18 protein-coding genes and 1 pseudogene are annotated in these 18,705 nt (G+C 53.1%); 16 read left to right on the top strand and 3 right to left on the bottom strand.

Annotation, left to right across the window (positions count from 1 at the left end):
• Positions 1–2: 2 nt before the first annotated feature.
• The 6 genes from ACE41H_RS16425 to ACE41H_RS16400 all read left to right on the top strand — a co-directional run bounded on the left by ACE41H_RS16425 (position 3) and on the right by ACE41H_RS16400 (position 5,951).
• Positions 3–989 carry an alpha-ketoacid dehydrogenase subunit beta gene (locus tag ACE41H_RS16425; RefSeq protein WP_375356539.1) on the top strand — a complete coding sequence of 329 codons (987 nt, stop codon included), beginning with the start codon at positions 3–5 and terminating at the stop codon, positions 987–989.
• Between the two features lie 26 nt (positions 990–1,015).
• Positions 1,016–2,389, top strand: a complete 1,374-nt coding sequence (locus ACE41H_RS16420) for a dihydrolipoamide acetyltransferase family protein (protein ID WP_375356538.1) — start codon at positions 1,016–1,018, stop codon at positions 2,387–2,389.
• A gap of 44 nt (positions 2,390–2,433) precedes the next feature.
• The gene (gene lipB, locus ACE41H_RS16415; RefSeq protein ID WP_375356537.1) at positions 2,434–3,120 is read left to right on the top strand and encodes a lipoyl(octanoyl) transferase LipB; all 687 of its coding nucleotides are present in this window, start codon (positions 2,434–2,436) and stop codon (positions 3,118–3,120) included.
• A gap of 544 nt (positions 3,121–3,664) precedes the next feature.
• Positions 3,665–4,741: an alkene reductase gene (locus ACE41H_RS16410; protein WP_375356536.1), complete on the top strand. Its 1,077-nt coding sequence runs from the start codon at positions 3,665–3,667 to the stop codon at positions 4,739–4,741.
• Between the two features lie 19 nt (positions 4,742–4,760).
• Positions 4,761–5,243, top strand: a complete 483-nt coding sequence (locus ACE41H_RS16405; protein WP_375356534.1) for a MarR family winged helix-turn-helix transcriptional regulator — start codon at positions 4,761–4,763, stop codon at positions 5,241–5,243.
• A gap of 3 nt (positions 5,244–5,246) precedes the next feature.
• Positions 5,247–5,951, top strand: a complete 705-nt coding sequence (locus ACE41H_RS16400) for an SDR family NAD(P)-dependent oxidoreductase (RefSeq protein ID WP_375356533.1) — start codon at positions 5,247–5,249, stop codon at positions 5,949–5,951.
• Positions 5,952–6,397: 446 nt separating this feature from the next.
• Here the strand turns inward: ACE41H_RS16400 and prli42 are convergent, their stop codons facing one another.
• The gene (gene prli42 / locus ACE41H_RS16395; RefSeq protein WP_375356531.1) at positions 6,398–6,502 is read right to left on the bottom strand and encodes a stressosome-associated protein Prli42; all 105 of its coding nucleotides are present in this window, start codon (positions 6,500–6,502) and stop codon (positions 6,398–6,400) included.
• Between the two features lie 90 nt (positions 6,503–6,592).
• On the opposite strand from prli42, the gene ACE41H_RS16390 reads away from it, so the two are divergent.
• Positions 6,593–7,729 carry a tripeptidase T gene (locus tag ACE41H_RS16390; RefSeq protein WP_375356530.1) on the top strand — a complete coding sequence of 379 codons (1,137 nt, stop codon included), beginning with the start codon at positions 6,593–6,595 and terminating at the stop codon, positions 7,727–7,729.
• Between the two features lie 64 nt (positions 7,730–7,793).
• On the opposite strand, the gene mciZ is transcribed toward ACE41H_RS16390, so the two are convergent.
• Positions 7,794–7,937, bottom strand: coding sequence for a Z-ring formation inhibitor MciZ (mciZ, locus tag ACE41H_RS16385; RefSeq protein WP_375356529.1), 144 nt, complete (start codon positions 7,935–7,937; stop codon positions 7,794–7,796).
• A gap of 108 nt (positions 7,938–8,045) precedes the next feature.
• Here mciZ and ACE41H_RS16380 point away from each other — a divergent pair, with 108 nt between their 5' ends.
• The 9 genes from ACE41H_RS16380 to gmd all read left to right on the top strand — a co-directional run bounded on the left by ACE41H_RS16380 (position 8,046) and on the right by gmd (position 16,167).
• Entirely contained in the window at positions 8,046–8,615 is a 570-nt protein-coding gene (locus tag ACE41H_RS16380) for an NUDIX domain-containing protein (protein ID WP_375356528.1), read from the top strand.
• Positions 8,615–9,847, top strand: coding sequence for an endonuclease Q family protein (locus ACE41H_RS16375; RefSeq protein WP_375356527.1), 1,233 nt, complete (start codon positions 8,615–8,617; stop codon positions 9,845–9,847). The genes ACE41H_RS16380 and ACE41H_RS16375 overlap by 1 nt, the downstream gene beginning before the upstream one ends.
• 83 nt (positions 9,848–9,930) lie before the next feature.
• Positions 9,931–10,578 (top strand): stage II sporulation protein M, encoded by a 648-nt coding sequence (spoIIM, locus tag ACE41H_RS16370; protein WP_375356525.1) that lies wholly within the window; start codon positions 9,931–9,933, stop codon positions 10,576–10,578.
• 99 nt (positions 10,579–10,677) lie between these two features.
• Positions 10,678–11,142: a ferric iron uptake transcriptional regulator gene (gene fur, locus ACE41H_RS16365; RefSeq protein ID WP_375356524.1), complete on the top strand. Its 465-nt coding sequence runs from the start codon at positions 10,678–10,680 to the stop codon at positions 11,140–11,142.
• Between the two features lie 385 nt (positions 11,143–11,527).
• Positions 11,528–11,764, top strand: coding sequence for a DUF4227 family protein (locus ACE41H_RS16360; RefSeq protein ID WP_375356523.1), 237 nt, complete (start codon positions 11,528–11,530; stop codon positions 11,762–11,764).
• A gap of 89 nt (positions 11,765–11,853) precedes the next feature.
• Positions 11,854–12,816 carry a site-specific tyrosine recombinase XerD gene (xerD, locus tag ACE41H_RS16355; RefSeq protein WP_375356521.1) on the top strand — a complete coding sequence of 321 codons (963 nt, stop codon included), beginning with the start codon at positions 11,854–11,856 and terminating at the stop codon, positions 12,814–12,816.
• A complete protein-coding gene (gene deoB / locus ACE41H_RS16350; RefSeq protein ID WP_375356520.1) occupies positions 12,809–14,002 on the top strand; it encodes a phosphopentomutase in 1,194 nt (397 codons plus the stop codon). The genes xerD and deoB overlap by 8 nt, the downstream gene beginning before the upstream one ends.
• A 22-nt stretch (positions 14,003–14,024) precedes the next feature.
• Complete coding sequence (locus tag ACE41H_RS16345) at positions 14,025–14,849, top strand: purine-nucleoside phosphorylase (RefSeq protein WP_375356519.1); 825 nt, start codon at positions 14,025–14,027, stop codon at positions 14,847–14,849.
• Between the two features lie 301 nt (positions 14,850–15,150).
• Positions 15,151–16,167, top strand: a complete 1,017-nt coding sequence (gene gmd / locus ACE41H_RS16340; RefSeq protein WP_375356518.1) for a GDP-mannose 4,6-dehydratase — start codon at positions 15,151–15,153, stop codon at positions 16,165–16,167.
• A 309-nt stretch (positions 16,168–16,476) separates the two neighbouring features.
• On the opposite strand, the pseudogene ACE41H_RS16335 reads toward gmd, so the two are convergent.
• Positions 16,477–18,705: pseudogene (locus ACE41H_RS16335) on the bottom strand (collagen-like protein); the annotation flags it as partial.

Genomic DNA, 18,705 nt, shown 5'->3' with positions numbered 1-18,705 from the left:
ATATGGCGGTTATGGAATATATCGATGCCATTCGTTTGGCGATGAAGGAAGAAATGGAGCAGGATGACACGGTATTTGTGCTGGGAGAGGATGTAGGTGTCAAGGGCGGCGTCTTCACCACCACCAAAGGGCTCATGGAGCAATTCGGCGAGATGCGGGTCATGGATACGCCGCTGGCGGAATCCGCCATCGCGGGTGTGGCAATCGGCGCGGCCATGTACGGCATGAAGCCGATTGCGGAGATGCAGTATTCCGATTTTATGCTGCCGGCGACCAACCAGATCATTAGTGAAGCGGCCAAAATCCGCTATCGCTCTAACAATGACTGGAACTGTCCGGTCGTGATCCGCGCTCCGATCGGCGGCGGTATTTTCGGCGGGCTGTATCACTCCCAGTGTCCTGAATCGATTTTCTTCGGAACACCTGGTCTCAAGATTGTGGCCCCGTATTCTCCATACGATGCCAAGGGACTGCTGAAGGCAGCGATCCGTGATCCTGATCCGGTGCTGTATTTTGAGAATAAGAAGAGCTACAAGCTGCTCAAGGGTGAGGTGCCGGAAGACGATTACATTGTTCCCATCGGCAAGGCCAATCTGCTGCGCGAGGGCGACGATATTACCGTGATCGGCTACAGCCAGCCGCTGCATTTTGTCATGCAGGCCGCCGAGGAACTGGAGCGTGAGGAAGGCATTGCCGCCCATGTGCTCGATCTGCGGACACTGCAGCCACTTGACAGGGAGGCAATCATTGCCGCCGCCCGCCGGACCGGCAAGGTACTGATTGTGCATGAAGACAATAAAACCGGCGGCATCGGTGCGGAAGTATCCGCAATCATCAGCGAGGAGTGCCTGTTTGAGCTGGATGCGCCGATTGCCCGCCTGTGCGGTCCGGATGTGCCGGCCATGCCGATCAGTCCTCCGATGGAGAAATTCTTTATGCTCAGCAAAGACAAAGTGAAAGAAGCCATGCGTCAGCTTGCCCTGTATTAAGCTGCGACGCCGAGGAGTTGAACCAAATGACACAGAATAATACGCAATGGACAGATGTTTCCATGCCTCAGCTTGCGGAATCGCTCGTTTCCGCAACCATTGCCAAGTGGCTCAAGCAGCCCGGGGAAAGCGTGGAACAGTTCGAGCCGATCTGCGAGGTCATTACCGATAAAGTAAATGCCGAAATCCCTTCAACGGTAGATGGGGTTATGGGCGAGCTGCTTGTACAGGAAGGACAGACGGTTGCCGTAGGCGAACTGATCTGCCGTATACAAACGGCTGCAGAGGCCGGCAGGCCGGAGGATGTCCCGGCTTCCTCAGCCGGAGCAGAAGTGCCTGCTGCGGACCAGCCCCAGGGGGATCAATCCATGCGCGGCCGTTATTCACCGGCCGTACAGACACTTGCCGCACAACATCAGGTTGATTTAAGCCGTGTGCCGGGAACCGGGCTTGGCGGGCGTATCACCCGCAAGGACGTTCTGGCGTATGTTGCGGCTGGCGGATCTGCCGCCATATCCACGGGAAGCCAGCAAGCCGTACAGGCCGTCGCGTCCCCGTTCTCCGGCAGATCTGTAGACAGCAAAACGCCTGAGCCTTTGGCTGTTCCTGCCCAAAGTATTCCGCCTGTCCGGAACAGCGGCATTCATCTGACGGAGTCTCCAAAGATACCTGCCATTGAAGTGGAAGGCGATGCTTCGGGACGTTCGGAGTATTATATTGATGTCACACCGATCCGCAACACGATTGCCCGCAATATGCGGCAAAGTGTGACGGAAATTCCGCATGCGTGGACGATGATTGAGGTGGACGTGACCAATCTGGTCATGCTCCGCAACAAAATCAAGGATGAATTCAAACGCAAGGAAGGAATCAATATAACTTATTTGGCTTTCCTGCTTAAAGCGGTAGTCAATGCGATCAAAGATTATCCGATCATGAATTCCTTCTGGGCTGTAGACAAAATTGTGGTGAAGCGGGACATTAATATTTCCCTGGCCGTAGGGACGGAGGATTCCGTCATGACGCCTGTCATCCAGAAGGCGGATCAGAAGAACATCGCTGGGCTGGCCCGCGAGATCGATGATCTTGCCCGTAAAACACGCGAAGGCAAGCTGAAGCTGGACGATATGCAGGGCGGTACCTTTACGGTCAACAATACCGGCTCCTTCGGTTCTATTTTGTCCTATCCGATCATCAACTACCCGCAGGCGGCCATCCTCACGTTCGAGTCGATTGTGAAGCGGCCTGTCGTTATTAATGACATGATTGCCGTCCGTTCAATGGCTAACCTCTGTCTGTCGCTTGATCACCGGATTCTGGACGGAGTCATCTGCGGAAGATTTCTGCAGCGAGTGAAGGAAAATCTGGAAGGCTATTCGCTTGACACCAAGCTGTACTGATTCTATGCCGGCCGCGAAAGCCGGCTGGAGGGAGAGAGCAGGTTGTGAACAGACGATTACTCGACGTGTCGTACACACCGATGATACCCTATGCCGAAGCATGGGATTTGCAAAAGGAAATTGTGGGCCAGCTGGATGCCGGGGAGCGGCGGGAAGCCCTTCTGCTGCTCCAGCATCCCCCTACATATACCATTGGCTCTCAGCGCCATCCGGAGCATCTGCTGCTCAGTCCGGAGGAGCTTGAACAGCGTGGAATCGCCGTGTTCCAAATCGACCGGGGCGGGGACATTACGTACCACGGTCCCGGCCAGCTTGTCGGTTATCCGCTGTTGCTGCTGGGATATGGCAAAGGCCTCGACCTGCACGGATATTTACGCAGCCTGGAGCAGGTGATTATCAATTATCTCGCAAGCTTCGGCATTGAAGGCAGCCGCAAACCTGAATATACTGGGGTGTGGGTTGGCGAATCCAAAATTGCGGCCATTGGCGTGAAGTTTAACAGATGCCGGCACCGCAAAGGTTTTATCACCAGCCACGGCTTCGCTTTTAATATCAAATCAGGCATTCAGAATGAAGGATTTAACGGAATTGTTCCGTGCGGCATCCAGGAATATGGGGTCACCTCGCTGGAAGACTGCACAGGGCAGTCATTTGCGATGGAGCAGGTGGCAAAGGGGATTATTCCTTATTTTGCGGAGCTTTTTGATTATGAAACTGTGTTAAAAGAATAGAGCGAGGCCGGTCCATGGTGGCCGGCCTCTTTGTGCGGCGGGCAGTCGTATCTTTAGCGAGAAAATCGCTACGAGTAATCTGTTAAAAGAAGATATGAAACCACGAACTATTTCTATTTTTGGAAGCGCTTTATAAAAGCCGCATGTACGGTAATATGGGTGGTGTGAGAGTTTGGCAGCTAATTTATCCTGCTACAATTAATGCTCACGGAAAGCAGATGAAATGATGCGACTTCTTCCTGATAAGAACTTCTACAAAACAATTACTTTTAAACTGACACTTGGGTCACAGCTTATCATCATACCGCATAAGAAGATTTCTGAATCCAAAAAAGATACCATTACCCTATATATGAATGAAATCGACTCGGAATTAAAAATGTGGATAATTACCTCTTAAGCCTCTTAACTTATATCGAGCTCGAAGTCGAGGCACCTGAAGGGGTGAAATGGGTGGGTTAATTCAAAAAAACATTGACGACCACATATTATTTTGTTATATTTATGTGGCCGGAAACTATATAAAGTAAAGGAGCTTTAAAAAATGAAAAATTTATGGAATACAATAAAAGTGGGCAACTTAAACTTGCCGCATCGCCTGGCTTTAGCTCCCATGACTAGATCCCGTGCACTTTACGACGGCACACCGGGAGAACTTAGTCCGCTATATTATGAGCAACGCGCTTCACTGGGCCTGCTCATCAGCGAAGGTACGCAGCCTTCAGAGGATGGACAAGGTTATATGTATACACCGGGTATCTATACCGATGCGCATATAGCAGGCTGGAGGAAGGTAGCCGACCGGGTTCACCAAGCTGGCGGATATTTATTCATTCAATTAATGCATGCGGGGCGTATGTCGCATCCGGAAAACACGCCGCATCATCGCCAGCCGGTTGCGCCTTCTGCCATTGCACCGAAGGCACAGATGTTTACTGCAACCGGAATGCAGGATATTCCCGTTCCGCGTGAGTTAAGCCTTGAAGATGTCAAGGCGACCGTTGAAGATTTCCGCAAGGCCGCCGCGGCTGCCATCCAGGCTGGAGCGGATGGTGTGGAGATTCACGGGGCAAACGGTTATTTGATTCATCAATTTATTTCAGAGAATGCAAACGTACGAGCAGATCAGTATGGCGGATCGATTGAAAATCGCGCACGTTTTGCCATTGAAGTGGCAACTGCTGTGGCAGAAGAAATTGGAGCCGAGCGTACAGGCATCCGTATCTCTCCCGGTGTTCCACTGGGAGACCTCGTTGAGGGTGATCAAGGGCCGGAAGTATACAAATACTTGATTTCAGAGCTTGCCAAACTTAACCTGGCTTATCTTCATGTCTTGCATGGCGGCAATGAAGAGTCGCTTCGTGAAATTCGCTCGGCTTGGCCGACTGTGTTAATCGTTAATCGTCCGAGCCGCCCTCTGGAGGAACTCGACCGAGACGTTAATACAGGACTTGCAGATATCGCATCTGTAGGCGCTTGGGGGCTTGCCAATCCTGACTTGGTGGAACGTTTGAAAGCAGGCGCTCCGCTGAACGAAGCTGATCCGACGACCTTTTATGGCGGTGACCAACGCGGCTATACGGATTACCCTGCAATGAATTCGGATATAAATGGATGTTAAGCAAGAGGTGAAGTTAAACATGGATGAGATTGAGAATGATTTATGCGAAGGATTGCCTAAAGAAGAAATGCAAGCGATCCAACGGTTTCCAATAAATTTTGCTATTTTTTCCCTAGCCAGGTCGCACCGGGGTTTGGCTGCACACTTACTACGTGACATAGGCTTGTACGCTGGCCAAGAAATTATGCTTATGCAGTTATGGGAGCGAGATGAGCAATCGCAACAAAGTTTGGGCTTCACAATGCGACTGGACCATTCAACAGTGGCCAAATCGGTTCGACGCCTGGAGGCTGCGGGATTAGTTACTCGTTCACGCTCGCCAAAGGATGGGCGTGTTACGCTTGTAAAACTAACAGAAGCTGGCCGCGAGCTTGTAGCCAAGGCCACTGCCGTTTGGACAGAAATGGAAAGAATTGCGTCGAAAGGGCTTACGGAGCAAGAAAAAGAGCTGTTAATCTCTTTATCGCAAAAGATTTCAGCTAATTTGGAAAAAGGAGAATGAAAAATGACAAAGACAGCGTTAGTAACGGGTGCGAATAAAGGTATTGGATTTGAGATTGCGAAGCAGCTGTTAGAAGCGGGGTATCGTGTTTTAGTTGGGGCACGTGATCAGGAGCGAGGAGAGACGGCAGTAACTGCCCTCCGAAAATTTGGTGATGCAGAGTTGGTGCTGTTGGATGTTGCCGACCTGGAGAGTATTGATCATGCAGTGACAACCATTAAGCAGAATTACCCAGAGTTGACGCTCTTGGTTAACAATGCGGGTATTCCAGGCGATATGCATAAATCTGGATGGGAGTTTACGGTTGAAGAACTACAGGCAACCCATCAAGTTGACTTTATCGGTCCTTTTGCACTTTCAAAAGGCTTGCTGCCACTATTGATCACCAATAAGGGCATGATTGAAAATATCAGTATACCTATTGAGCCACATCCTTTCTTCAATACGTTTGCCTACCAAACAGCCAAGGCGCCTTTGAATGTGATGACAAAGTCCTGGGGAATGAGTTTTGAGAAGGAGAGCATACCTGTGGAGATTTTTGCGGTGATGCCAGGGGCGGTTTCGACGGATTTGAATGGGAATATACAGGGAGATTTTGTGAAAACAACTGCTCAGGCTGCTGAAGTAATCGTAGGCTTTATTTTGGATGATGAAAATCATAATGGACAAGTGATTAATTACGACGGCACTCTAGCAGAATATTATTAATATTTAGAATGAAGCGGTTCATCTGCCCTTTCTCTACTAGAGAGGGCTGTTTTTTGTTTTAGGACGTCGAAGACCGTTTACTTGTCCCGCACAGAAAATCGTGAAAACGATTCCAGGAGAGCGGGATTCAATTCTATTATCATAACCACTTCCATGCAGAGGCGACTATAAAGCAGACGAAGAAGCTTAAAGAGCTATGTGACGTGGGAAGAATACCACCGCATTCGAACGTTATTTCCGCTTAAGCGACCGAAAGTCTTCATTCCTTACAATCGATGGAAGACCTACGCTATGTTGTGAAACCATTTCTGAAGATCCCGTGCGGGAAATCCGCACGCCGGGGTTCTGTGGGGGTTCTGGCCACCAGTTGGGTGGCCTTTCTAGCCGGAGGAAGCCATGAGAGTGGTTTCCCTACTTTATTAATGACCGTTCCTACGTTAAGGTTTTTACTGATTATACAAAAGAGGTTCAAGAGCGAACAGCAGGGTTGAGCCAATCATGGCAATAAGCATGATGTAAATAAAAACGCGAAACCATTTTTTGTGCTGCATGGGGAACTCCTTTATAATGAAAATAAGTTTGTAAGAAACAAAGTGTGTGTCTTCTATTGTATCGCAATCCAGAGGGAGATGAAAGTTTCGATGATCACAAAGGATCGGTTAATCAAGGAATTTATGGAGCTTGTGCAGGTAGACAGCGAAACCAAACATGAACAGGAAATATCCAGGGTGCTGAAAGAGAAGTTCGACTCGCTTGGCTTAACGGTCAAGGAAGATGATTCGCAGGAGCGCTCCGGGCACGGGGCGGGCAACCTGATCATTACGTGGGAGGCGGAAGGAGCGGAGCAAGCCCCGAAAATCTATTTCACTTCGCACATGGATACGGTAACTCCCGGCAAAGGCATCAAACCGCAGCTTGGCGATGACGGCTGGATCCGCAGTGATGGAACGACGATTCTGGGGGCGGATGACAAAGCAGGGGTTGCAGCGATGCTGGAAGCGATTCGTGCTGTCAAGGAACAGGGCATTCCGCACGGCCAGGTGCAGTTTGTCATTACGGTCGGAGAGGAATCCAGTCTGGCGGGGGCCAGAGCCATGAATCCAGACGATATGGACGCAGATTTCGGTTATGCGCTAGATTCTAATGGAGCTGTTGGCTCGATCTGTGTGTCGGCCCCAACCCAGGCTAAAGTTGAAATGAAAATTACCGGTAAATCCGCGCATGCCGGCGTAAATCCGGAAGATGGCATTAGTGCGATACAGGTAGCCTCAAAGGCGATCAGCGCCATGAAGCTTGGACGTATCGACAAGGAAACGACAGCCAACATCGGCAGATTTGAAGGCGGCGGTCCAACCAATATTGTGTGCGATTTTGTGCAGATTTTTGCGGAAGCCCGCAGCATTGTTCATGAAAAGGTAGACCATCAGGTTCAGCAAATGCGCGATGCGCTGGAGACGACATCCCGGGAGTTCGGCGCCCAGGCTGAATTCCGCAGCGAGATTGTGTATCCAGGGTTCAGCTTCTCGGAGCACGATGATGTCGTCCAGTTTGCGCAGCGTGCAATCGGCAAACTGGGACTGGCGAGCCCTACCTTCACTTCGGGAGGCGGCTCGGACGCGAATATTTTTAATAGCTTTGGCATTCCTACGGTCAATCTTGCGGTCGGCTATGAGCAGATCCATACGACACAGGAGCGAATCAAGGCCGAGGATCTGGCAAAGCTGGCCGAAGTCGTTGTAGCGATCATTCGTGAGGCGGCCGAATCTCCGCAAGCATAAATATGACCATAAACGGCACCGTCTGGCACGTGCTGCGTACGAGCCTGCAGCGGCGTTCCACCCGTCAGGCCTGTTTGCTGTTGGGCTGGATCAGGTCAATCATCTTCGCCCCGGACTTATTGTCCTTCAGCCATTGCCGGAGCAGAAGGCGAACCTGCCAAGCCTTTCCCGTAATGCAGAGCGCGTTGTCTGTTTGATAGCTTTTCATCATGGATCTCTCCCTTTTGCCCACAGGCATGAATTATTTACAGCCTATGTATTAAAGAGACAAACTATACCCGGCCCCTAATGAGGTTCGGCCAAGAGGAGGCAGCACATGAGCACCAGCAAACCTTATTCCAATCCAGCTTTGGAGGAAACAACGATATCTACGAATTCTATCTTTGCCGGGAAGGTAATTTCCCTGCAGGTGGACACGGTCCGTCTGCCGGACGGCAGCACGGGAACGCGGGAGATTGTCCGTCACCCGGGTGCTGTTGCGGTATTGGCCATCCACAACGGCAAAATGCTTGTAGTGGATCAATACCGACGGCCGCTCGGACGCTGCGAGGTGGAAATCCCGGCAGGCAAGCTTGAGGCAGGAGAAGATCCGATAGAAGCGGCTGCACGCGAGCTGCGGGAAGAAACAGGCTATACCGCCAAATCTCTTAGGCTGCTGCAATCGTTCTATACATCACCCGGTTTTGCCGATGAAATCATTCATTTGTACGTAGCTGAGGAGCTGGAAGCGGGCGAAATGAACCCGGATGCCGACGAGTTTCTGGAGCTGTCCGAGCTGGCGCTGGAGGAGGCCTACGCCTGGATTCGTGAAGGAAGAATCAGTGATGCGAAAACGATCATGGCGGTCTATGCCTGGCACCTTCAGCAGTTTACCGGGAGCTTCTGATGACGGATCGGCTACAGACACCACTGCATAAGTATTATGCGGATCTGCATATTCACATCGGGCAGGCGGAGAATGGTGCGCCGGTCAAAATCAGCGGCAGCAGGAATTTGACCTTTGCCAATATTGCCAGGGAGGCGTCGGAGCGGAAGGGAATCCATCTGACGGGCGTCATTGACTGCCATGCGCCCAATGTGCAGGAGGATATCAAGCGCCATCTTGACGACGGCAGTATGGCCGAAATTGAAGGCGGAGGAATAGCGTATAAGAATACGGTCATTCTGCTGGGAGCAGAAATCGAGATTCGGGAAGGAACCCGGCCTGAGGCGCATGTGCTGGCCTATTTTCCGGATTTGGACACCATGACGGACTTCAGCGGATGGATGGGCAGACATATGAAAAATGTCAATTTGAGCTCTCAGAGACTTTATGCTCCACCGCGGGAGCTGCAGGCCGAAATTTACGGGCGGGCAGGCATTATGATCCCTGCCCATGTATTTACGCCTCATAAAGGGATCTACGGCAGCTCCGCGAGACGCATGGCCGAGCTGCTGGATCTTGGCAAAATCAGCGCCGTCGAACTCGGTCTGAGCGCGGATTCGGAAATGGCGGGTTATATTTCCGAGCTTGACAGCTTCAGCTTTCTTACGAATTCCGATGCCCACTCCTTGGGCAAAATCGGACGGGAATACAATGAGCTGCTGCTGAAAGCTCCGAGTTTTGCCGAGCTGCGGCTGGCGCTGGAGCGCAGCGGTGGCAGAAAAGTGACCGGCAACTATGGATTGAATCCCCGTCTCGGCAAGTATCACCGCTCCTTCTGCACGGGCTGCGGCACGATTCTCGACGAGCAGGAGATTGCGGCGGACCGCTGCCCGGCATGCGGGCATGCAAAGCTGGTACGCGGGGTGTTTGACCGTATTCTGGATATTGCCGACCGGGCCAGGCCCTGCATACCTGAGCACAGGCCGCCTTATATTTACCAGGTGCCGCTTGAGTTTATTCCGGGTCTGGGCCAGGCCAAGCTACAGCGGCTGCTTGAACGGTTCGGCACGGAAATGAATATTCTTCATCAAGCGGGTGAGGAAGCGATAGCCGCTGAGGTCGGCACGGAGCTGGCACGCTCTATCGTTATGGCAAGAGAAGGACGGCTGCAGCTGATTGCTGGAGGCGGGGGGACCTACGGCAAGATTGACAGGAACGGAGAATCACACAAAGCAGCCCGGCTCCAAGACTAGCAGCAGACTTCGTACATGCTGTCATAGGCGAATGGTCTTCTTCATAGGATAGGAATATGCTAATGAAGGAGGCCGACTTGCCGATGCAGCTTTTACGCCATACACTTGTTCACCGAATGCCACTATATGTATTTCTTGGTGTGTTGTTCCTGGTCGGGGTTGTTTTTGGCGCGTTGATGGTCAATGCGCTGACGCTGGAGCAGCAGCAGGAGCTGGGGCGGTATCTGAACAACTTTTTTGTATCGGTCGGTCAGGATGGTGGCGCGGCCGATCCCACGTTAACGAAGTTTTGGGAAATTGCATCGCTTCATTTAAAATGGGCGGCATTGATATGGATATGCGGCCTATCGGTCATTGGACTGCCCGGTATTTTGGTGCTGAATTTTCTGAAAGGTGTGCTGATCGGCTTCTCGGTCGGGTTTGTGGTTGGGCAGTATTCCTGGAGAGGGCTGCTGTTTGCCCTCGTTTCCGTTGCCCCCCACAATGCTGTGGTGATCCCGGTGCTGCTTGTGTGCAGTGTGGCTGCCATGACTTTTTCGATACAAATGATCAAGGACCGGATGCTGCTTACGCGCCGTCCTTCCGGATTTGTCAAGCCGTTTGTGTCCTACGCCGGATTAACAGCCGTGATGATGCTGCTTCTGCTGGGAAGCGCATCGTTTGAGACCTGGGTCACACCAGTCATGATGCGATGGGTAACGCCACTGCTGACGTCTGCAGGAGCGGCTTGAGCCTGGTGCAAAATGTTTGACTTTATTTGAGAATTCCCCCTATAATGATAGAAGTGAAAATGGGGCAGTGCGCAGAGAACCCTGAGGGGGAGGGATAAAATGGAAGCTCGGATCGACAAAATTAAGCAGCAGCTGCAGTCCCAGGGCTATAAGTTGACGCCTCAGCGGGAAGCCACCGTAAGAGTTTTGCTGGAGAATGAAGAAGACCATCTGAGTGCGGAAGATGTTTTCATGCTCGTGAAAGAAAAAGCTCCTGAAATCGGTCTGGCAACCGTATACCGTACCCTTGAACTGCTGAGCGAACTGCACGTAGTGGAGAAGATCAACTTTGGTGACGGAGTTGCCCGTTATGATTTGCGGGGCGATACCTCCAAGCACCATCATCATCATTTAATATGTGTTCAATGCGGAAGCATGGATGAAATCAGGGAAGATTGGCTTGGCCCTCTGGAGGAACGCCTGGAGAGGGAATTTGATTTTACCGTGCTGGATCACCGGCTTGATTTCCAAGGCATTTGCTACCGCTGCAAGGCCAAAAATGACCAGAAGCAGCAGGAGGATTGAATCCCCCTGCATTTCTGAATGGATTAGAATAGACAAGCTCTCCCCGCGTATTTGTGCGGAGAGGGCTTTTTTGGTGCCGGACACTCCGGTGTTACATAGTTGGGGATAGCCTGTCATACAATGAGCTGTATATGACCTTTTAAGAGGTAGTTCAAAAAGTCATCTTTTGATCACGAAGGAAGTCAGGAAGCGGACTCGACATCGAATCTTGAATTCAGCCGGGCCTAAGTGGATGCTTCCGAAGCATGTTTCCTACGGAAACATTTCAGGTGCTCACGTATCCCAAGTACGCTCCGCTCCTCAGTCCCTATCTTCATTCAACCTTCTTGGTGCTGAAAACCTGACTTTTTGAACACACACTTTTAGCAGGAAAGGAAGTGGCAGCGTGATCTTCTCCCTGAGAAAGGGCTGGAGATTTATCCGTTTTATCGTCCTGTTCTGTATATTGACTTTTTTGCTGTATTCCGCGCTTGAACGGCTGTCTTCCTGGATAACGCCTATCCAGCATTATAAAATTCCCGAAGGAAACGCGGTAAAGGTGGCAGGAACCTCCATTACTGATGAGCAGCAGGAGAGGGGGCTCTGGCAGCGCTTGCGCTTTTTTTACTGGTATGGAGAGTGACGGCGGGGCAGGATAACATTTGAGCCGCGTAGAATGTTGTAAGATGGGCTTCTGCCCAAATACGGAAGACAAAGGAGCGAGTTGCTCTTATGAAGCATTATATAACGCCCTTTATCCGCTATTTGGAAGACGAGAAGGGATTATCGCCAAGTACACTGGAAGCTTACCGGCGTGATGTTGAACAGTTTGCCGAATTTGCGGCTGGTCAGCATGTGATAGTGCCGGATGACGTCAAACGGACACATCTGGTCATCTATACGGGGCATTTGCAGGAGTTGAACAAGGCGCCGGCGACGATTACACGCTGCATGATCGCAATTCGCTCCTTTTTTCATTACCTGATCCGTGAAGGCAAGGCTTCCCAGGACCCTTCCCTGCTGCTGGAGCTGCCCAAACAAGAGAAGAGACCTCCTTCCATATTGACGCAAGAAGAGATGGACAGGCTGCTGGAAGCGCCGGATACGTCGACCCCTGCGGGTATGCGTGACAAGGCCATGCTTGAACTGCTGTATGCGGCAGGCATGAGAGTGTCGGAGCTGGTAACCCTGAATGTAGAGGATGTACGTACAGATATGAGGTTTGTACACTGTCATGGGGCGGGAGGCAAAGAGCGTGTCGTTCCCATGAGTGTACAGGCCGCAGAATGGTTAAAGCTGTATATCAGCGAATATCGGGAGGTTTTGCTCAGAGCCCGGGGTTCTATCATGCAGGAGGAAGCTCTGTTTCTGAACAGCTCGGGGAAGCGTCTGAGCCGCCAGGGCTTTTGGAAGCTGTTGAAGAAGTACGGTGCCGAAGCAGGGATTCGTACGGATATTACGCCGCATACGCTGCGGCATTCCTTTGCAGCTCATCTGCTGGAGAATGGCGCGGATTTCCGGTCCGTGCAGGAGATGCTGGGCCATTCGGAAATCTCGGCAGCGAGAATGTATCTCGGTTCGCCGAAGAAAAGTATGAAAGAAGTATATGAAAATTTTCATCCCAGGGCCGGCAGTAGAGCCACCTTGGAAATGACCAATTTATCACAGCCAAGGAGTGACAATAGTTATGACTGAACGTTCTGCACATCGCTTCAAACGCATTGCCTTTATCGTCCTGGACAGCGTGGGCATTGGCGAGCTGCCGGATGCCGCCACATTCGGCGATGAAGGGGCCCATACGCTGGGTCATATTCTGGAGCGGGTACCGCAAACAAAGCTGCCAAATATGCAAAAGCTCGGGCTGGGCAATATTGCCGAGCTGCCTCATTTGCAGCCGGTGGACCAGCCTGCGGGCTATTATGGCAAAATGAATGAGGTGTCTGTCGGCAAGGATACGATGACAGGGCACTGGGAGCTTATGGGGCTGAAGATCAATACTCCTTTCAATACTTATCCGGAAGGCTTCCCGGCTGATCTGATCAACGAATTTGAAAAGCAGACCGGACGGAAGGTGCTGTGCAATAAGCCGGCTTCAGGAACCGTGGTGCTGGATGAATACGGTGAAGAGCAGATGAAGACAGGGGCGTGGATCGTGTATACGTCCGCCGACAGTGTTTTCCAAATTGCCGCCCATGAAGATATCATTCCGTTGGAAGAGCTTTATGAAGCCTGCAAAATCGCTCGCCGGCTGACGATGGCACCGGAGCATTCCGTGGGCCGGGTTATTGCCCGCCCCTATGTCGGGCAGCCTGGCAGCTTCAAGCGAACACCGAACCGCCATGATTATGCGGTCAAACCTCCGGAGCACACAGTAATGAATATGCTGGCTAATGCTAGCCATGACGTGATTGCCGTAGGGAAAATCAATGATATTTTCGACGGCGAAGGAGTAACGGAATCCTATCCGACCAAAAGCAATGAGCATGGGATCGAAGTGACTTTGGAGCAGCTGGGAAGGGAGTTTAACGGCCTGCTGTTCACCAATCTTGTCGATTTTGATTCCCTGTACGGGCATCGGCGTGATCCTGAAGGCTACGCCCGGGCGCTTGAGGTGTTCGATAACGCCGTTCCTGACCTTATGGCCAACATCGGGCCTGAAGATCTGCTGATCCTATCGGCGGATCATGGAAATGACCCTGTACACAGCGGTACGGATCATACGAGGGAATATGTGCCTGTCCTGATTTACAGCCCGTCGCTGCAGACACCTGCGAGCATAGGCGTTCGGGACACATATGCGGATCTTGGCGCCACCATAGCGGAGAATTTCGGTGTGCAGGCGCCACTGCATGGAACAAGCTTTTTGAATTTGCTGAAATAACGATATGTCAGGAGAGAAGAACATGAATACAATCAGTCTGGGAATGATCCAGAGGGCAGCAGCCTACATCCGCACGAAAACCAATCTGGTCCCGGAGATCGGCTTGATCCTCGGATCAGGGCTTGGGGTATTGGCAGACCTCATCGAAGAGGGGATCAGCATTCCTTATCAGGATATCCCGCATTTTCCCGTATCTACAGTGGAAGGACATGAGGGAGAACTGCTGCTGGGCAATGTCAAGGGACGTCCGGTCGTGATGATGAAGGGACGCTTCCATATGTATGAAGGCTACGGCCCTGAAGTGACCGCTTTTCCAGTGCGCGTGATGAAGGAGCTTGGCGTCAAAAGCCTGCTTGTTACGAATGCCGCTGGTGGAGTGAATACTTCTTTTGCGGCGGGTGATTTGATGCTCATTACCGATCACCTGAACCTGACCGGCAGAAGTCCCCTGGTTGGCCCGAATGACAATACGCTTGGGGTGCGTTTCCCTGATATGACGGAGGCGTACAGCAAACGATTGCGCTCCTTTGCCAAGGAGGTAGCGGAAGGACAAGGGCTGCAGCTGCGTGAGGGCGTCTATGCAGGCTTGCTGGGACCAACTTACGAGACACCGGCCGAAATCGTGATGCTGCGTACGCTAGGTGCGGATGCGGTCGGTATGTCCACGGTGTCGGAGGTTATTGTAGCCCGTCACGCAGGGCTTGAAGTGCTCGGCTTCTCCTGTATCACGAATATGGCTGCAGGCATTTTGGATCAGCCGCTTTCGCACAGCGAAGTAATGGAGACAGCGGAGCAGGTGCGTGACCAGTTTTTGAAGCTGGTGCTTGGGGTTATTCCGGGTATGTAATAAAGTCTTAGATTAAGGAAAAACAGTGACTTTCTGAGGTGAGCACTGAAATATGAATACTGTGTTTGTAAGCCAGGCCGCTAAGATTAGCGGCTTTTTTTGTGCTGCTCTCGGAGATGAAAAAGGTAGCGGGTACAGTGTTCTAAGTCTGTTATCTTTAACAGGTTATGCCCAGGAGCGTGAAATGTTTCCGATATTCCGGAATAGCTCATACCTGTCGTTTCACCATTTTTTCCGCGTATGAATACGTTACTAGTCGTATCAGGTATTTTTCATAACTCGGATTGGAGAGATGATGAACATGGTTAAAAACGCCCTGATTACAGGGATCACAGGCCAGGACGGATCGTATCTGGCAGAGCTTCTGCTTGAAAAGGGATATAAAGTATTCGGTCTGCGCCGCAGAACCAGCACCCCCATGATGGAAAACATCGAGCATATCAAACATGAGATTGAGCTTGTTGAAGGGGACCTGCAGGATCAGGGTTCGCTTATCGAGGCCGTTAAAAAATCCAAACCGGATGAAGTATATAATCTCGCTGCACAATCATTTGTGGGAACCTCATGGGTGCAGCCGGTTTTAACGGGGCAAACAACGGCCATCGGCGTAACCAACATGCTGGAGGCTATTCGCACAGCCAGACCGGAGGCCCGCTTTTATCAAGCTTCCAGTAGTGAGATGTTCGGAAAAGTCGTCGAAACGCCGCAAAGGGAATCAACCCCCTTCTATCCGCGAAGTCCGTATGGCGTGGCTAAGGTTTACGGGCACTGGATTACGGTGAATTATCGGGAAAGCTATGACATGTACGCTTGTTCTGGGATCCTGTTCAACCATGAGTCCCCGCGCCGCGGCATTGAATTCGTTACACGCAAGGTGACGGACGCGGTTGCCAAAATCAAGCTGGGATTGCAGCACGAATTGCGCATGGGCAACCTGGATGCCAAACGCGATTGGGGATTTGCGGGGGATTATGTTAAAGCGATGTGGCTGATGCTGCAGCAGGATCAACCCGATGATTATGTCATTTCAACAGGCGAAACCCATACCGTTCAGGAACTTGTTGAAATTGCTTTTCGTCATGTGGGGTTGAATTGGGAAGATCATGTGGTCATTGACCCGCGATTTGTTCGTCCGGCGGAAGTGGACCTTTTGCTGGGAGACAACTCCAAGGCTCGAAAAAAACTGGGCTGGAACCTGGAGGTAGACTTTGAAGAACTGGTCAAAATGATGGTGGATAGCGATCTGCAAAAAGCGATGGTCAACAGCAAACTGGAGAAAGCAGTAGCCATTAGCAGTTTGCAAAATACGAAAGCCTAGGCGTAATAAAACAAGCAGACGGTGTTTCGCCCGGTTGATCATCTTGATCCCGGGAGGATACGCCGTTTTTGCCCTTGCGCAGGGAAGTGTATGACCGCTTTTCAGATCAGGATTGAATTTCAGCATATTGGGTACAAGCTGCCCGTGAATTCTCCCTTCAAAATGGTGCTGCGGCCGATTCCGAACCACTCGGAGCAAAGAATAGTTACCCCAGGCGGCCTCCTTCAAAGTGGTTGATGATGATAATTCGATAATCTTAACGAAAGAAACGGCGGATTAACCGCCGTTTCAACTTTGATGCTAATAAAGTCAGGTAATCTGATGAATGGACCAAACAATCCCTGCAGATGTGCTGCCCCCGAGATTCAACCCGATGCTAAGCCCCGAAGAAACATAGAACAACCCAAGTATATCATTCTGATTCAGCGCGACATCTCCGGTCAGTGTTACAGTACCACTTCCCAGTACAGCCCGAAGTGTAAGCAAAGTTACGTTGATATTTAATACAGGGAAAAGACCGGCTACTAAATCCGTTGTTGAAGGTGATGTCCTTCTTACGACAAATGTCGGATTAATTCCCGCGCCAATGGACAGAGTTATGGCGGCAGTAGTTGAATAATTAATAGTTGCTTCAATAGTGTATCTTCCAGTTTGAGGAACGGTGAATGTTCCTGAGGCAGGATTAAATCCAGTAGTGGTGTAATATGGGCTGGTCACTGTAAAACCGCTGATTTGAGTGTCTGTAGTTACTCCAGTAATAGAGCCTACAAAAGCCGAGAAACCATTTGCTGCCACTAAAGGTCCAGTAGCGCCCGTGGCTCCGGTAGTGCCTGTGGCTCCCGTGGCTCCTGTGGCTCCTGTGGCTCCCGTGGCCCCGGTCGTTCCGGTGGCTCCGGTCGCGCCAGTAGCGCCTGTGGCTCCAGTTGTCCCGGTGGCTCCCGTGGCCCCGGTCGTTCCGGTGGCTCCGGTCGCCCCGGTATCGCCCGTGGCTCCCGTCGTGCCGGTGTCGCCCGTGGCCCCGGTCGATCCGGTGCCGCCCGTGACTCCGGTCGCGCCGGTATCGCCCGTAGCTCCGGTCGCCCCGGTATCGCCCGTGGCTCCAGTAGTGCCGGTATCGCCCGTGGCTCCAGTAGTGCCGGTGTCGCCTGTGGCTCCAGTAGCACCAGTGTCGCCCGTGACTCCCGTAGCACCGGTATCGCCCGTGGCTCCCGTCGTGCCAGTGTCGCCTGTGGCTCCCGTAGCGCCGGTGTCGCCCGTGGCTCCGGTAGCTCCAGTAGCGCCAGTGTCGCCCGTAGCGCCGGTAGCACCGGTGACACCCGTAGCTCCGGTCGTCCCGGCATCACCTGTGGCTCCGATCGCGCCAGTGTCGCCTGTGGCTCCGGTAGGTCCGGTATCGCCCGTGGCTCCCGTAGCGCCGGTGTCGCCCGTAGCTCCGGTAGGTCCGGTGTCGCCTGTGGCTCCAGTATCGCCGGTGTCGCCCGTAGCTCCGGTAGGTCCGGTGTCGCCTGTGGCTCCGGTCGCGCCAGTGTCACCCGTGGCTCCGGTAGCTCCGGTAGCACCGGTGACACCCGTAGCTCCGGTCGCCCCGGTGTCGCCCGTGGCCCCGGTTGCTCCAGTTCCGCCCGTCGCCCCGGTTGCGCCGGTATCACCAGTGGCCCCGGTCGCTCCGGTGTCGCCTGTGGCTCCCGTAGCGCCGGTGTCGCCCGTGGCTCCCGTAGCGCCGGTGTCGCCCGTGGCTCCCGTCGCGCCGGTATCGCCCGTAGCTCCCGTAGCGCCAGTTCCGCCCGTAGCTCCCGTAGCGCCGGTGTCACCTGTGGCCCCGGTCGCGCCAGTGTCACCCGTAGCTCCCGTAGCGCCGATGTCACCCGTGGCTCCAGTAGCACCAGTGTCACCCGTGGCACCAGTGGCACCAGTGTCGCCCGTGGCCCCAGTAGTGCCGGTGTCGCCCGTGGCCCCGGTCGCTCCGGTGCCGCCCGTGACTCCCGTAGCGCCGGTACCGCCCGTGGCTCCGGTCGTGCCAGTATCGCCCGTAGCTCCGGTCGCCCCGGTATCGCCTGTGGCTCCAGTAGGTCCGGTGTCGCCTGTGGCTCCCGTCGCGCCGATGTCACCCGTGGCTCCCGTAGCACCAGTGTCGCCCGTGACTCCCGTAGCGCCGGTATCGCCCGTGGCTCCGGTCGCGCCAGTGTCGCCCGTGGCCCCGGTCGATCCGGTGCCGCCCGTGACTCCCGTAGCGCCGGTATCGCCTGTAGCCCCGGTTGCGCCAGTGGCTCCGGTCGCGCCCGTGTCACCTGTGGTCCCGGTCGCGCCAGTGTCACCCGTAGCTCCCGTCGCGCCGATGTCGCCCGTGGCGCCGGTCGCGCCAGTGTCGCCCGTGGCTCCAGTAGCACCAGTGTCGCCCGTGGCCCCAGTCGCGCCAGTATCGCCCGTAGCTCCGGTAGGTCCGGTGTCGCCTGTGGCACCCGTCGCGCCTGTGGCACCCGTAGCTCCCGTAGCCCCGGTTGCTCCAGTTCCGCCCGTCGCGCCGGTTGCGCCGGTGTC

The organism is Paenibacillus enshidis (genome assembly GCF_042136365.1).
GTDB classification, from domain to species: domain Bacteria; phylum Bacillota; class Bacilli; order Paenibacillales; family Paenibacillaceae; genus Paenibacillus; species Paenibacillus enshidis.
This window is presented reverse-complemented; position numbering and strand designations above follow the sequence as displayed.

What these genes read in the sequence shown, in the direction of transcription:
- ACE41H_RS16420 (WP_375356538.1), top strand. Translation starts at nt 1,016, where the DNA reads ATGACACAGAATAATACGCAATGGACAGATGTTTCCATGCCTCAGCTT.
- deoB (WP_375356520.1), top strand. Translation starts at nt 12,809, where the DNA reads ATGACTGAACGTTCTGCACATCGCTTCAAACGCATTGCCTTTATCGTC.
- ACE41H_RS16380 (WP_375356528.1), top strand. Translation starts at nt 8,046, where the DNA reads ATGAGCACCAGCAAACCTTATTCCAATCCAGCTTTGGAGGAAACAACG.
- ACE41H_RS16390 (WP_375356530.1), top strand. Translation starts at nt 6,593, where the DNA reads ATGATCACAAAGGATCGGTTAATCAAGGAATTTATGGAGCTTGTGCAG.
- ACE41H_RS16405 (WP_375356534.1), top strand. Translation starts at nt 4,761, where the DNA reads ATGGATGAGATTGAGAATGATTTATGCGAAGGATTGCCTAAAGAAGAA.
- ACE41H_RS16425 (WP_375356539.1), top strand. Translation starts at nt 3, where the DNA reads ATGGCGGTTATGGAATATATCGATGCCATTCGTTTGGCGATGAAGGAA.
- ACE41H_RS16400 (WP_375356533.1), top strand. Translation starts at nt 5,247, where the DNA reads ATGACAAAGACAGCGTTAGTAACGGGTGCGAATAAAGGTATTGGATTT.
- fur (WP_375356524.1), top strand. Translation starts at nt 10,678, where the DNA reads ATGGAAGCTCGGATCGACAAAATTAAGCAGCAGCTGCAGTCCCAGGGC.
- spoIIM (WP_375356525.1), top strand. Translation starts at nt 9,931, where the DNA reads ATGCAGCTTTTACGCCATACACTTGTTCACCGAATGCCACTATATGTA.
- ACE41H_RS16410 (WP_375356536.1), top strand. Translation starts at nt 3,665, where the DNA reads ATGAAAAATTTATGGAATACAATAAAAGTGGGCAACTTAAACTTGCCG.
- ACE41H_RS16345 (WP_375356519.1), top strand. Translation starts at nt 14,025, where the DNA reads ATGAATACAATCAGTCTGGGAATGATCCAGAGGGCAGCAGCCTACATC.
- mciZ (WP_375356529.1), bottom strand. Translation starts at nt 7,937, where the DNA reads ATGAAAAGCTATCAAACAGACAACGCGCTCTGCATTACGGGAAAGGCT.
- gmd (WP_375356518.1), top strand. Translation starts at nt 15,151, where the DNA reads ATGGTTAAAAACGCCCTGATTACAGGGATCACAGGCCAGGACGGATCG.
- ACE41H_RS16375 (WP_375356527.1), top strand. Translation starts at nt 8,615, where the DNA reads ATGACGGATCGGCTACAGACACCACTGCATAAGTATTATGCGGATCTG.
- xerD (WP_375356521.1), top strand. Translation starts at nt 11,854, where the DNA reads ATGAAGCATTATATAACGCCCTTTATCCGCTATTTGGAAGACGAGAAG.
- prli42 (WP_375356531.1), bottom strand. Translation starts at nt 6,502, where the DNA reads ATGCAGCACAAAAAATGGTTTCGCGTTTTTATTTACATCATGCTTATT.